The 13,289-nt window shown below is 73.7% G+C and carries 11 protein-coding genes and 1 riboswitch; of the genes, 10 read left to right on the forward strand and 1 reads right to left on the reverse strand.

The window, feature by feature from the left end; all coding sequences use genetic code 11:
- The first annotated feature begins 32 nt into the window (after positions 1-32).
- The 5 genes from PSED_RS24735 to folD all read left to right on the forward strand — a co-directional run bounded on the left by PSED_RS24735 (position 33) and on the right by folD (position 5,710).
- Positions 33-284, forward strand: a complete 252-nt coding sequence (locus tag PSED_RS24735; protein ID WP_013676967.1) for a sarcosine oxidase subunit delta — start codon at positions 33-35, stop codon at positions 282-284.
- The gene (locus PSED_RS24740) at positions 281-3,151 is read left to right on the forward strand and encodes a 2Fe-2S iron-sulfur cluster-binding protein (RefSeq protein WP_013676968.1); all 2,871 of its coding nucleotides are present in this window, start codon (positions 281-283) and stop codon (positions 3,149-3,151) included. The genes PSED_RS24735 and PSED_RS24740 overlap by 4 nt, the downstream gene beginning before the upstream one ends.
- On the forward strand, positions 3,144-3,842 hold the full coding sequence (locus PSED_RS24745; RefSeq protein ID WP_013676969.1) for a sarcosine oxidase subunit gamma: 699 nt from the start codon (positions 3,144-3,146) through the stop codon (positions 3,840-3,842). Before PSED_RS24740 ends, PSED_RS24745 begins: the two co-directional genes overlap by 8 nt.
- A 70-nt stretch (positions 3,843-3,912) precedes the next feature.
- Entirely contained in the window at positions 3,913-4,842 is a 930-nt protein-coding gene (purU, locus tag PSED_RS24750) for a formyltetrahydrofolate deformylase (RefSeq protein ID WP_013676970.1), read from the forward strand.
- A gap of 10 nt (positions 4,843-4,852) precedes the next feature.
- Positions 4,853-5,710, forward strand: a complete 858-nt coding sequence (folD, locus tag PSED_RS24755) for a bifunctional methylenetetrahydrofolate dehydrogenase/methenyltetrahydrofolate cyclohydrolase FolD (protein WP_013676971.1) — start codon at positions 4,853-4,855, stop codon at positions 5,708-5,710.
- Between the two features lie 14 nt (positions 5,711-5,724).
- Here folD and PSED_RS24760 read toward each other — a convergent pair whose 3' ends face one another.
- Positions 5,725-6,936 carry a thiolase family protein gene (locus tag PSED_RS24760; RefSeq protein ID WP_013676972.1) on the reverse strand — a complete coding sequence of 404 codons (1,212 nt, stop codon included), beginning with the start codon at positions 6,934-6,936 and terminating at the stop codon, positions 5,725-5,727.
- Positions 6,937-7,209: 273 nt separating this feature from the next.
- Positions 7,210-7,301: riboswitch (SAM riboswitch) on the forward strand.
- Positions 7,302-7,523: 222 nt separating this feature from the next.
- Between PSED_RS24760 and PSED_RS24765 the strand changes: the two genes are divergently transcribed.
- The 5 genes from PSED_RS24765 to PSED_RS24785 all read left to right on the forward strand — a co-directional run bounded on the left by PSED_RS24765 (position 7,524) and on the right by PSED_RS24785 (position 13,263).
- Positions 7,524-8,699, forward strand: coding sequence for an FAD-dependent oxidoreductase (locus PSED_RS24765; RefSeq protein WP_013676973.1), 1,176 nt, complete (start codon positions 7,524-7,526; stop codon positions 8,697-8,699).
- Positions 8,700-8,790: 91 nt separating this feature from the next.
- Positions 8,791-9,795, forward strand: coding sequence for an LLM class flavin-dependent oxidoreductase (locus tag PSED_RS24770; protein WP_013676974.1), 1,005 nt, complete (start codon positions 8,791-8,793; stop codon positions 9,793-9,795).
- A gap of 85 nt (positions 9,796-9,880) precedes the next feature.
- Positions 9,881-11,254: an NtaA/DmoA family FMN-dependent monooxygenase gene (locus PSED_RS24775; protein WP_013676976.1), complete on the forward strand. Its 1,374-nt coding sequence runs from the start codon at positions 9,881-9,883 to the stop codon at positions 11,252-11,254.
- Positions 11,255-11,419: 165 nt separating this feature from the next.
- Positions 11,420-12,430, forward strand: coding sequence for an amino acid ABC transporter permease (locus PSED_RS24780; RefSeq protein WP_013676977.1), 1,011 nt, complete (start codon positions 11,420-11,422; stop codon positions 12,428-12,430).
- Complete coding sequence (locus PSED_RS24785) at positions 12,427-13,263, forward strand: amino acid ABC transporter ATP-binding protein (RefSeq protein ID WP_013676978.1); 837 nt, start codon at positions 12,427-12,429, stop codon at positions 13,261-13,263. Before PSED_RS24780 ends, PSED_RS24785 begins: the two co-directional genes overlap by 4 nt.
- Positions 13,264-13,289 lie beyond the last annotated feature (26 nt).

Consider the following 13,289-nt stretch of genomic DNA (forward strand, 5'->3'; position numbering starts at 1 on the left):
CGTCCCCACCGCACCGACCCCGGAGACCTTCCATGATGTTGCTCCCGTGCCCGAACTGCGGGGCTCGCAACGTGAGCGAGTTCCGCTACGTCGGCGAGGCGAAGACCCGGCCCGACCCGACCACCGCCACCCCGCAGGAGTGGCGCCGCCACCTGTACCTGCACCGCAACCCGGCGGGCTGGACCCGCGAGACCTGGTACCACGGATCGGGTTGCCGGCGGTACTTCGCGATCGAGCGCAACACCGTCGACAACGCGGTGCGCACGGCCGGAGCGACGTCGTGACGCGGCGGACCGTCGGCACGGGTGACTGCCGGCTCGGTTCCCGTCCCGGCGAGGTGATCGACCGCAGCCGGACGCTCGAGTTCCGCTGGAACGGCGCCGTCCACCGGGCCCACCCCGGCGACACCATCGCCTCGGCGCTCGCCGCGGCCGGGGTCCGGGTGTTCTCGCGCAGCTACAAGTACCACCGCCCGCGCGGGCTGCTCACCGCCGACATCCTCGACCCGGGCTGTCTGCTGCAGGTCGGCGACGAGCCCAACGTCCGCGGCGCGCACCGCCTCGCCGAGGCCGGGATGGACGTGCGGTCGCAGAACACGTGGCCGTCGCTGCGCTACGACGTGAAGGCCGTCAACCAGGTCGCGGGCCGGTTCCTCGCGACCGGCTTCTACTACAAGACGTTCATCAAGCCGGAGCGGCTGTGGCCGGCCTACGAGCGGGTGCTGCGGCGGTTCGTGCACGCGGGCGAGGTGCCGCCCGACGGCGAACAGCTCTACTACGACAAGCGCTACGCCCACCCCGACGTGCTCGTCGCCGGTGGCGGGCCCGCCGGGATGGCGGCCGCCGTCGCCGCCGCCCGCGCGGGCGCGACGGTCATGCTCGTCGAGCAGGAGCACCAGCTCGGCGGGCACCTGCGCTGGGGCGACGCCGACGACCTGCGGGTGCGCGCGGAGCTCGTCGCCGCGGTCGAGGCCGAGCCGGGCATCGAGGTGCTCACCGACTCCGTCGTCGCGGCCCGCTACGACGACAACTGGCTCGCCGTCGTCCAGCGCGGCCTCCCCCACGTGGCCGAGCGGCTGGTCAAGGCGCGGGCGGGCACGCTCGTCGTCGCGGCCGGGCTCATCGAGCGCCCGTACGTGTTCGCGGGCAACGACCTGCCCGGCGTCATGCTCTCGACGGCCGTCCGGCGGCTGCTCAACCTGTACTCGGTGCGACCGGGGCAGCGGGCCGTGGTGGTCACGGCCAACCCCGAGGGCGACGCGGCCGCCACCGACCTCCGCGCCGCCGGGGTCGACGTCGTCGAGGTCGACGCCCGCCACGGCCGCACCGTCGTGCGGGCGGCCGGGCGCGGAGGTGTCGAGGCCGTCGAGCTGTCCGACGGCAGCCGTCTCGACGCCGACCTGCTCGTCACCGCGACCGGGTGGACCGCACCGACGTCGCTGCTGAACATGTCCGGCTCGAACCCGGTCTACCGGCCCGACGCGGCGCGGTTCGTGCCCGACCCGGCCGCGACGCCCGACACCGTCATCGCGGTCGGTGGCATCGCAGGCGACGGCACGCTCGAGGAGCTGGTCGCCCACGCCGAGGCGGCGGGCCGGGAGGCGGCCGCCCGCGCGCTGTCCCTCGCGGCGGCGCACGCGCGCATCCGCCCCACCTCGCCCGGGGGCGCCGACGCGGCCGAACGCGCGCCGGAACCCGTTGCGCCGCTGGGCCTACGCCGCCACCCCGAGCTGTTCTTCGCGACGCCGATCGGCGGCTTCGTGGACATGTCGGAGGACGTGTCGGCGAAGGACATCCTCACGGCGGTGCAGGAGGGCTACGACTCCTCGGAGCTGGTCAAGCGCTACACGACCGCGACGATGGGCCCGGCGCAGGGCAAGCTCGAGACGGTCAACACGGTCGCGCTCGTCGCCCACGCGACCGGGTCGACGATCGCCGAGACCGGGGCGACGACGTGGCGGCCGATGTACACGCCCGTCACGTTGGGGGCGCTGGCCGGTCGCAGGTTCGAACCGGTCCGCCACTCCCCGATGCAGCCGTGGCACGAGGCGCACCGGGCCGCCCCCCTCGTGGCCGGCCAGTGGATCCGTCCCGAGCACTACGGCGACCCCGCGGCCGAGGTCCGCAACGTCCGCGCAGGCGTCGGGATCATCGACGTCACCCCGATCGGCAAGCTCGACCTGCAGGGTCCCGACGTCCCGAAGCTGCTCAACCTGCTCTACGTCAACAAGTGGTCGCAGCTGGGCGTCGGGCGGGTGCGCTACGGGGTCATGTGTGCCGACGACGGCGTCGTCCTCGACGACGGCGTCACCGGCCGGCTCGGCGAGCACCACTACCTGATGTCGACGACGTCGTCGGGCGCGGGCACCGTCTGGGAGTGGGCGGAGAACTGGCTGCAGACCGAGCACCCCGACTGGCGGGTCCACATCACCCCGGTCACGACGGCCTTCGCCAGCATCAACGTCGCCGGTCCGCGGTCGCGCGAGCTGCTCGCCCGGCTCACCGACGTCGACCTCGCCAACGAGGCGTTCGGCTACATGAACGTCCGCACCGGCACGATCGCGGGCGTCGCCGACTGCGTCCTGTGGCGCATCGGGTTCACCGGTGAGCTGTCCTACGAGCTGCACGTCCCCGCGAGCTACGGGCTGCACGTCTGGGAGTCGCTCATGGCGGCGGGCGCCGACCTGGGCGTCGCCCCGTTCGGCGTCGAGGCCCAGCGGATCCTGCGCCTGGAGAAGGGCCACCTGATCGTCGGCCAGGACACCGACGGCCTGACCAAGGCCTACTCCGCCGGTCTGGCCTGGGCGGTCAAGCTCGACAAGCCCGACTTCGTCGGCAAGCCCGAGCTGCAGTGGCAGTCCGAGCACGACGACCACCCGCGGCTCGTCGGGCTGCAGCCTCTCGACCCGACGGTGGTGCCGGAGGAGGCGAGCCAGATCATCAGCGACGGCGGGCACATCGTCGGTCGCATCACCTCGAGCCGGATGTCCCCGACGCTCGGCCGCTCGATCTGCCTCGGCCAGGTCGACGCCCACCTCGCCGACGCCGGGACCCGGCTGACCGTCCGCCTGCGCGACGGCCGCGACACCCTCGTCGAGGTCATGGCCGAGCACGCGCACTTCGACCCCGAGGGGGAACGTCAACGTGTCTGAGCCCGCTGCGGCCGTGTCCACCGCCCCGCCCGTCGCGAGGACCGCGCTCGCCTTCCCCGGCCCGCGCCGGATCGTCGACGGCTGGGAGCTGACCGCCCGGCACGCGACGGGCGACCTCGTCCTGGCCGACCTCGGGCCACTGGTGAAGCTCACCGTCCGCGGGCCGGCCGAGGGGGCCGTGCGGGCCGCGCTCGGGACCGGGTTCGGCAGGACGGCCCGGCACGACGAGGGCGCGCTCGCCGGCGCGCTCGTCGTCGGCGCGGGCCCGGGCGAATGGCTGGTGCTCGGCCCGGCCGGGACGGGCGGTGAGCTGCTCGCGGCGACCCGTGCGGTCGTCGCCGACAGCGGCGAGTTCGCCTCGGTCGTCGACGTGACCCACGGCCGCGCCCTGGTCCGGCTCACCGGCGCCGCCGCCCCGGCGCTGCTGGCCAAGGTCTGCGCGATCGACCTGGCCGACCGGGTGGTGCCCGACGGGTCCGCGTTCCGCTCGTCGGTCGCGCGCGTCGTCACCGACGTGGTGCGCGACGACATCAGGGACGAGCTCGACGATCCCGCCGGCGACGGCACCGCCCGCACCCGGTCCTACCTGCTGCACTGCGAGCGGTCCTCGGGGCAGTACCTCGCGGACGCGCTCGTCGACGCCGGCACCGAGTACGGCATCGAGGTCGGCGCGCCGCCCTCGGCCCGCTGACGACCCGACCGCCACCGCGACCGCCCGGCCGGGCGGTCGCGCCACCAGGAGCCACAGGGATCCGCCCGCGATGACACAAACCGTCACCTCACCCCGACCTCCGCGACCGGGCGCCGCCGCTGCTCCCGGTACCGCCGGTCCGGCCGCGTCCGACCTCGGGCGGCTGCTCGCCTCGTGCGTCGACCGGCCGGGCATCGTCTCCGCGATCACGGCGTTCCTGCACGACCGCGGGGCCAACATCACCCAGTACGACCAGGAGACCACCGACCCGGTCGGCGGCCGGTTCTTCCAGCGGCTCGTCTTCCACCTCCCCGGGCTGCGCGAACGCCTCCCGCAGCTGGAGCGTGAGTTCGGCGAGACGGTCGCGCCGCGGTTCGGCATGACCTGGCGGATGCGCGACGTCGACGCCCTCCCGCGGGTCGCCCTGTTCGTGTCGCGGTACGACCACTGTCTGCTGGACCTGCTGTGGCGATGGCGTCGCGGGGAGTTCCCGATCGACATCGTCCAGGTGGTGTCGAACCATCCGGACCTCGCCGAGGCGGTCGCCGGGTTCGGTGTCCCCTACGCGCACATCCCGGTGACCCGGGCGACCAAACCCGAGGCGGAGCAGGCCCAGCTCGACCTGCTGCGCGACCGGGTCGACCTCGTCGTCCTCGCGCGGTACATGCAGATCCTGTCCGGGGACCTCCTCGACCGGATCGGCGTCCCCGTCATCAACATCCACCATTCGTTCCTGCCCGCGTTCGCCGGAGCGAGCCCGTACGACCGGGCCAGGGAACGCGGCGTGAAACTGATCGGCGCGACCGCCCACTACGCGACCGAGGACCTCGACGAGGGCCCGATCATCGAACAGGACGTCATCCGGGTGTCGCACCGCCACAACGCCGCCGATCTCGTCCGGCTCGGCGCGGACATCGAGCGCACGGTCCTCGCCCGGGCCGTGCGCTGGCACTGCGAGGACCGCGTCATGGTGAACGGGCGCACCACGATCGTCTTCTGAGGAGGAGCATGTGACCGCACGGCTCATCGACGGCAGATCGCTGGCCGCCCGGGTGCGCGACGAGGTCGCGACGCAGGTCGCCTCGATGGCCGAACCGCCCGGCCTGGCGACGCTGCTCGTCGGGGACGACCCGGCGTCGGAGATCTACGTCCGCAACAAGCGACGGCTGTGTACCGAGGTCGGGATGCGCGACCTGCACCGCCATCTGCCCGCCGACGTCACCCAGGCCGAGCTCGCGTCGACGATCGCCGGGCTCAACGCCGACCCCGCCGTGACCGGCATCCTGCTGCAGCTGCCGCTGCCGTCGCACCTGCGCCCGGCGGACCTGCTGGAGCTGATCGACCCGGACAAGGACGTCGACGGGCTGACCGAGGCCAGCGCGGGCCGGCTCGCACTGGGCAAACCGGGATTGCGGCCGTGCACCCCGTCGGGTGTGGTCCACATCCTCGACCGCGCGGGGGTCGAGCTCAAGGGCAGGCACGCGGTCGTGGTGGGCCGGTCGAACCTCGTCGGGAAACCGCAGGCGCAGCTGCTGCTCGAACGCGACGCGACCGTGTCGGTCTGCCACCGCCATACCGCGGACCTGGCCGCGATCACGCGCACCGCCGACGTGCTGGTCGTCGCGGCGGGCGTGCCGCACCTCGTCGGCGCGGACGCCGTGAAGCCCGGCGCGACGGTGGTCGACGTCGGCATCCACCGCACCGAGGCAGGGTTGTGCGGTGACGTCGACACCGCCGCGGTGGCCGAGGTCGCCGCCGCGGTCACCCCGGTGCCGGGCGGCGTCGGACCCATGACGATCGCCATGCTGCTGTGGAACACGGTGGCGGCCGCCCGCCTGCAACGGGTGGGCGGAACCGCCACGGTGTGAGGCCGCGCGCCGACTCAGCCCAGGCGCTCGTAGATGGTGGCGTTGGCGGTGCCACCCGCCTCGCACATCGTCTGCAGCCCGAAGCGACCGCCCGTCTGCTCGAGGACGCCCAGCAGCGTCGTCGCGAGGCGGGCGCCGCTGGCGCCGAGGGGGTGGCCGATCGAGATCGCGCCCCCGTTGACGTTCACCCTCGCCGGGTCCGCGCCCGTCTCCTTCAGCCACGACAGCACGACGGGCGCGAAGGCCTCGTTGACCTCGAAGGCGTCGATGTCGGCGATCGAGAGCCCGGACCTGGCGAGCACCTTCGCGGTGGCGGGGATGACGCCGGTCAGCATGTAGACCGGGTCGTCGCCCACCGCGACCGCGGTGTGGATCCGCGCCCGTGGCGTCCAGCCGTGGGCGGCCGCGACCTCGCTGGTGGTGATCAGCAGCGCGGCCGACCCGTCGTTGTACGGGCTGGAGCTGCCGGCGGTGACCTTCCAGTCGATGTCACCGAAACGCTCGGTCCAGCGCTCGGCTGCGAACGGGGTCCGCAGTCCGGCGAGGGCCTCGAGGGTCGTCCCGGGCCGGACGGTCTCGTCGACGTCCAGGGTCGACACCGAACCGTCGGGATGGGTGACCTTCAGCGCGGCCACCTCGGCGGCGAACCGGCCCTCCCGCCACGCGGTCGCGGCGCGGACGTGGCTCAGGTGGGCGAACTCGTCGAGCTCGGCGCGGGAGAGCTCCCACCGTCGCGCGATCAGCTCGGCGCTCACGCCCTGCGGGACCAGCCCACCCGGGTAGCGGTCGGCGATCGTCGGTCCGTGCACGTCGACCTGCTTCCCGCCGACGGTGAACTGGCTGCCGATCGGGATGCGACTCATCGACTCCACCCCGGAGGCGACGACGATGTCGTACGCCCCCGCCACGACCCCCTGCGCGGCGAAGCTGATCGCCTGCTGGCTGCTGCCGCACTGGCGGTCGACCGTCACGCCCGGCACCGACTCGGGCAGCCCGGCGGCCAGCGCGGCGTAGCGCGTGGTGTTGCCGCTCTGCTCCCCGACCTGGCCGACCGCGCCGCCGATGACGTCGTCGATCTCGGCCGGATCGAGGCCGTCCACCCGCGCCAGCAGGCTGCGGATGGCGTGCGCGTGCAGGTCCACCGGATGGACGTCGTGGTATGCCCCGCCCGGCTTGCCCTTGCCCAACGGCGTCCGCACCGCCTCCACGATCACCGCGTCCCGCATGGCCACCTCCGCCTCGTCGCAGCGGACCGATCGGTCCGTGACGTTGAGGGTGCGCTCCGGGGACGACGCGTTCAAGACATGGGGGACCGATCGGTCCGTCTCGTTGCTCACATTCGTGCATTCGGCCGACGCCCGGCGCGCCACGGCGACGCGGCCGGCGTGCCAAGTGGCTCGCAATGACCGGACATTCGAGCGGTACCGAACGAATGCGGTGCACACCACATCCCCGTCCGGCGTCTTGACAGCGATGCGGCCCGCCGCGTTCAGTTGAACCGTCCATCCAGAGCGGCCGAGAGACCGGGCTCGTCGACGTCGCAGCAACCACGCGCCACCGCGCGGGGTGCTAACGCCCGGAACGATGGGAGTTCCCGTGCGCCGAGCGTGCCCGCCCGCCCCTGCGCCCGGTCCCGGCGTGCTGACCCGGCGCCGCCACCTCGACCTCTGCCGCCTCCGCGCCGCCGCCGGTCGCTGACGGTCGTCCGTCCCCCGGCCGACGGGCCGGACCGCGCTCGGCGCCCCCGCGTTCCGGGGCCGCCGTCCGCCGTCCCGGCCCCGGTGCCGTCCGTCCGGATCCGCCTGGAGGCAGCATGTCCCGACCCGCACTCGTCCCTGCAGCCCGCTCGGCCGTGCCCGGTCCACCATCCGATGTGGACGTCGTCGTCGTGGGTGCCGGCGTCGTCGGCGCGGCAACGGCCTGGCAGCTCGCGAGCCGTGGCGTCGAGGTGCTGCTCGTCGACCGCTTCGGCCCGGGGCACAACCGTGGCGCGTCGCACGGGACCAGCCGCATCTACCGCCAGACCTACGTCGCGGCGCCCTACCTGCGGCTCGCGGTCGAGGCCTTCGAGCTGTGGCGATGTCTCGAGGACGTCACCGGCGCGGCGTTGCTCCAGGTCACCGGCGGTGTCGACCACGGGGACCGCTCGGCGACGACCGCCCTCGCCGGCTCCCTCGCCGCGCACGGCATCGCCCACCACTGGCTCGACCCGCAGCAGGCCCGCGAGCGGTGGCCGGGCATGCGTTTCTCCGGGCCGGTCCTCGTGCAGCCCGACCGGTCCGGCCGGTTGCACGCCGACCAGGCCGTCGCCGCGCTGACCGCCGCCGCGGTCGGCAGCGGGGCCCGTCTGCGTCACCACACGACGGTCGAGCGGCTGTCGGTACGCGGGACCGACCGCGTCGACGTCGAGACCTCGCAGGGGCGCATCCGTGCCCGCCGGGCCGTCGTCGCGGCCGGTGCCTGGTCGACCGGGTTGCTCGACGGTCTCGTCGACCTGCCGCCGCTGCGCGTGACGCAGGAGCAGCCCGCCCACTTCCCCGTGCGCGGCGACGACCCGTGCGGTCCCGTCGGGCGGACCGGACCCGCGTGGCCGACGTTCGTCCACCACACCGGCCCGGCCGACGGCTGGCCGTCCGGGGTGTACGGCCTCGCCGCACCGGCCCACGGTGTGAAGGTCGGCTTCCACGGGGTGGGCCCGGTGTGCGACCCCGACCGCCGGACGTTCACCGCCGAGCCCGGCCTGCTGCACCGGCTGCAGGACTACGTCGCGCGGCACCTGCCGGGGCTCGACGCCGACCACCCTGAGCCGGTGAGCTGCACCTACACCTCGACCCCCGACTCCGGGTTCTTCCTGCGCGCGCACGGCCCGCTCGTCGTCGCCGCCGGCTTCTCCGGACACGGCTTCAAGTTCGCGCCCGCGCTCGGCCGGGTCCTCGCCGACCTCGCCGCGGGCGCGGCCACGGAGTCCCCACTCGCCGCGGTTGGTTGACCGAACCGGTCGATCGACCCGCCTCGCACCGAGTCCTCGCAACCGAGTCCTGGACACCCTCTTCGACACCGACGCCCACCGAAGGACCACCATGCCCACCGACCGCCCCCTGCACCTCGCCGTCGAGCTCGACGGCGACGGCGCGCACCCCGCCGCCTGGAGGCGGGCCCGGCACGCCCCCGACCGGCTGCTGACCGCGGCCCGGGTCGAGCGCGTCGTGCGCAACGCCGAACACGCCGGCTTCACCCTCGCGACGTTCGAGGACTCCCTCGCCCCGCCGTCGCGCGGCGCCGATCTCGCCGGTCGCATCGGCGCCGTCGAGCGGGCCGCGTTCGTCGCCCCGCTGACCAGCGTCATCGCGGTGGCACCCGTCGTCTCGACGACCTACACCGAGCCGTTCCACGTCGCCTCCCAGCTGGCGTCGCTGGACTTCGCCGCGGCAGGACGCGCGGGCTGGGTCGTGGCCACCAGCGACGACGCCTCGGTCGCCGCCGCGCTCGGCCGGCCCGCCGTCACCGACCCCGACGGTCTGCGCCGCGAGGCCCGCGACGCCGTCACCGTCAACCGGGCGCTGTGGGACTCCTGGGAGGACGACGCGGCGATCCGCGACGTCGCCACCGGCCGCTACCTCGACGTCGACAAGCTGCACTACGTCGACTTCGTCGGCGAGACGTACTCGGTGAAGGGCCCGGCGATCGTGCCGCGGCCGCCGCAGGGCCAGCTGGTGGTGCTCGCCGCCGACGGACTGCTGCCGCCGGACCTCGTCGACGTCACGCTCGTCGACGAGCCGACCGTCGACGACGTCGGCGCTGCGGCGCGGCGCGCGGCCACCCCGCGGGTGTTCGCCGAGGTCGAGGTCGTGCTCGACACCGCCGACGGGGATGCGGTCGACCGGCTCTCCACGCTCGACGCCCACACCCCGTGGCCGGCGGCGCAACGGCTGCGCCACATCGGTTCCGCCGCGGGGCTGGTCGCCCTGCTCACCGACCTCGCCCGCGTGGTCGACGGCGTGCGGCTGCACGTCGCCGTCCTCGACGAGGACCTGCCCGAGCTGTCGGCGCGGGTCGTGCCCCGCTGCTGCGCGCCGGGGTCGTGAGCCGGCCGGTCGCCGGCTCGTCGCTGCGCACCACCCTCGGGCTCCCGCGCCCGGCCAACCGGTTCGTCCCGCAGGAGGCATCCGCGTGAGCACCGTGTCCGACGACGTGCCCTACCCCGACGCGACGCTCCATCTCGGCGTCTTCTTCCAGGGCGTCAACCACTGGACGATCTGGACGCAGCCCGAGAGCGGCTCGCAGATCGACTTCACCTCGTTCCGGCGGATGATCACCACCGCCGAGCGCGGCCTGTTCGACGCGTTCTTCCTCGGGGAGGGGCTGCGGCTGCGTGAGGCGGGTGGACGGATCCACGACCTGGACATCGCCGGGAGGCCCGACGCGATCACCCAGCTCGCCGCCCTGACGGGGCTCACCTCGCGGATCGGGCTCGTCGCGACGCAGAACACCACGTACAACGAGCCCGCCGACCTCGCACGACGGCTGAGCAGCCTCGACGTCCTGTCCGGCGGGCGCGCCGGCTGGAACGTCGTGACCACCGACAACGCGTGGACCGGCGAGAACTTCCGCCGCGGGGGCTTCCTCGACCACGCCGACCGCTACGTGCGGGCCGAGCAGTTCCTGCACGTCGCCCGCGCGATGTGGGACGCGTGGGACGACGACGCCGTCGCGACGTCGGCCGAGGCCGCGAGCTGGTCGCGGCCGGGTGGCGTCGTACCGGTGCGGGCCCGCACGTCGCAGTTCGCGGTCGACGTCACGCCGGTGCTGCCACGCAGCGAGCAGGGCCACCCGGTGATCTTCCAGGCGGGCGACTCCGCCGCCGGCCGCGACTTCGCCGCCCGCAACGCCGAGGTGATCTTCTCGGCGCACGGCGGCGACTTCGACGACGCGCTCGCGTTCGCCACCGACATCCGGTCCCGGCTGCGCGCGGTGGGCCGGCCGGCCGACGACATCCGGATCCTGCCCGGCACCTCGATCGTGCTCGGCGACACCGAGTCGGAGGCCGAGGAGAAGCGCCGCTGGATCACCTCCGAGCAGGTCACCGGCGCGACCGCGCTGAACATCGCGAGCCAGATCTGGGGCATCGACCTGACCGACCGCGACCCGGACGGGCCCCTCCCGGAGGAGGCTCCGGTCGTCGCCGAGCGGACCGGGGCGATGGGCTCGCGCCGCTGGGACGACCAGGTCGCGCTCGTGCAGCGCTGGCGGGACGTCGCCGCCGAGCAGAAGCTCTCGTTGCGGGAGACCGCCGCGGCTCTCGAGCCCCAGCGCGGGCACACCGGCACGCCGGCGTCGCTGGCCGACAGGTTCGCCAGGTTCGTCCGGCACGGCGCCGTCGACGGGTTCAACGTCTCGCCGATCTTCACCCCCGACGGCCTCGACGACATCGTCGACCGGCTCGTGCCGGAACTGCAGGAGCGCGGGGTGTACCCGACCGAGTACCGGGGCACGACGCTGCGGGAGCACCTCGGGCTGCGCGACCCGCTGACCCGCCGCGGCTGACCGTGCCGATGAATGGTCCGAACAATTCGGAGCGGTTTCGGGAGAAAACATGCCCGGGGCCGCGCACGCCCCCGCCCCGATCGGCCCGAATTCGACATCGGGTCCCCCTGCGCTGCGCGCGACCTTTCGCCGGCGCTTTCCTGCCCTTTTCCTGGAGCCAGCACAATGGGCGAAATCGGCGATTCGCGGCCGGAACCCGCCGCGCGCACCGGCACCTCTCTCCGTGATCCGCGGCCCGCGGACACCGGGCCGGCACCCGGGCCCGCATCGGCACAGCGCGTCGTACCGCTGCGCCATCCGGGGCGGTGGGTCGCGACCGTCGTCGTCCTGGTCGTACTCGCCCAGATCGGGCACGGGCTGGTCACCAACCCGTACTTCCAGTGGGACCGGTTCGGCTACTGGTTCCTCCGGCCGGTCGTGCTCGAGGGCCTGCTCATCACGCTGAAGGTGACCGCGCTCAGCGCGGTGTTCGGGCTGCTGGGTGGCGTCGTGCTCGCGCTGTGCCGGCTCTCCCGCAGCCCGGTGCTGCAGCTGGTGAGCTGGGGCTACGTGTGGCTCTTCCGTTCCGTGCCGCTGATCGTGCTGCTGCTGTTCCTCTACAACTTCAGCGCGCTGTACCCGTCGCTCGGCCTGGGCGTCCCGTTCGGGCCGACGTTCGTGCAGTTCGACGAGACGGCCCTGGCGACGGAGATCGTCATCGCGGTCGTCGGCCTGAGCCTCAACGAGGCCGCCTACGCGGCCGAGGTCGTGCGCGGCGGCATCCTCTCGGTCGACCAGGGCCAGCACGAGGCCGCCGCGGCACTGGGCCTGCCACGGCGCTACCAGTTCCGCCGCATCGTCGCCCCGCAGGCGCTGCGCTCGATCGTGCCCAACTACGTCAACCAGCTCATCGGCTTGATCAAGTCGACGTCGCTGGTGTTCTACGTGTCGCTGCTCGACCTGTTCGGCCAGGTGCAGAGCCTCGGCAGCACCTATCCCGGCGACATCGTCCCGCTGCTCATGGTCGCGACGGTCTGGTACGTGATCCTCACCAGCATCGTGTCCGTCGTGCAGTACTACGTCGAGCGCCGGTTCGCCAGGGGCTCGGTCCGGACGATGCCGCTGACGCCCTTGCAGAAGCTGCGGACCGGCGTCGCCGAGCTTCGCGGCCGGATCGCGGCAGGAGCCCTCCGATGACCACCGACGCAGCCACCCCGGCCGGAATCACCGGTTCGGCCCCGGGAGGAACCGACCCGGCCACCGACGTCCGGCCCGCCGCCGTCGAGATCCACGGCGCACACAAGTGGTTCGGCCCCCACCACGTCCTCGCCGGCGTCGACCTGACCGTGCGACCGGGCCAGGTCGCGGTCGTCCTCGGCCCGTCCGGGTCCGGGAAGTCGACGCTGCTGCGGTCGATCAACCACCTCGAGAAGCTCGACCACGGCTACGTCAGCGTCAACGGCGAGCTCGTCGGTGTGCGGCGGCACGGCGAACGGCTCAAGGAGCTCAGCGAGCGCGCGATCCTGCGCCAGCGCGGCGGGATCGGCTTCGTCTTCCAGAACTTCAACCTGTTCCCGCACCTCACTGCCGCGGAGAACGTCGCCGCGGCCCCCGTCGCGACCCGCCGGGCCACGCGGTCCGAGTCGCGCGCGCGGGCCGCCGAGCTGCTCGCCCGCGTGGGCCTCGGCGACAAGGCCGACGCCTACCCGCGCCAGCTGTCCGGCGGCCAGCAGCAGCGGGTCGCGATCGCCCGGGCGCTGGCCCTGCGCCCCGGCGTGATCCTCTTCGACGAACCGACCTCCGCGCTCGATCCCGAGCTGGTCGGGGAGGTTCTCGGCGTCATCGAGGACCTCGCCAGCACGGGCACGACCCTGATCGTGGTCACCCACGAGATCGGGTTCGCCCGCAAGGTCGCCGACCTGGTCGTCTTCCTCGACGACGGCGTCGTCGTCGAGCAGGGCACCCCCGCCGAGGTCATCGACCACCCCCGACACCCCCGCACCCGCGAGTTCCTCGCCAAGGTGCTCTGAGCGAACCACCAGGAGACCAGCACCGT

Origin of the sequence: Pseudonocardia benzenivorans CB1190, from assembly GCF_000196675.2 — a bacterium.
Lineage (GTDB): Bacteria > Actinomycetota > Actinomycetes > Mycobacteriales > Pseudonocardiaceae > Pseudonocardia > Pseudonocardia benzenivorans.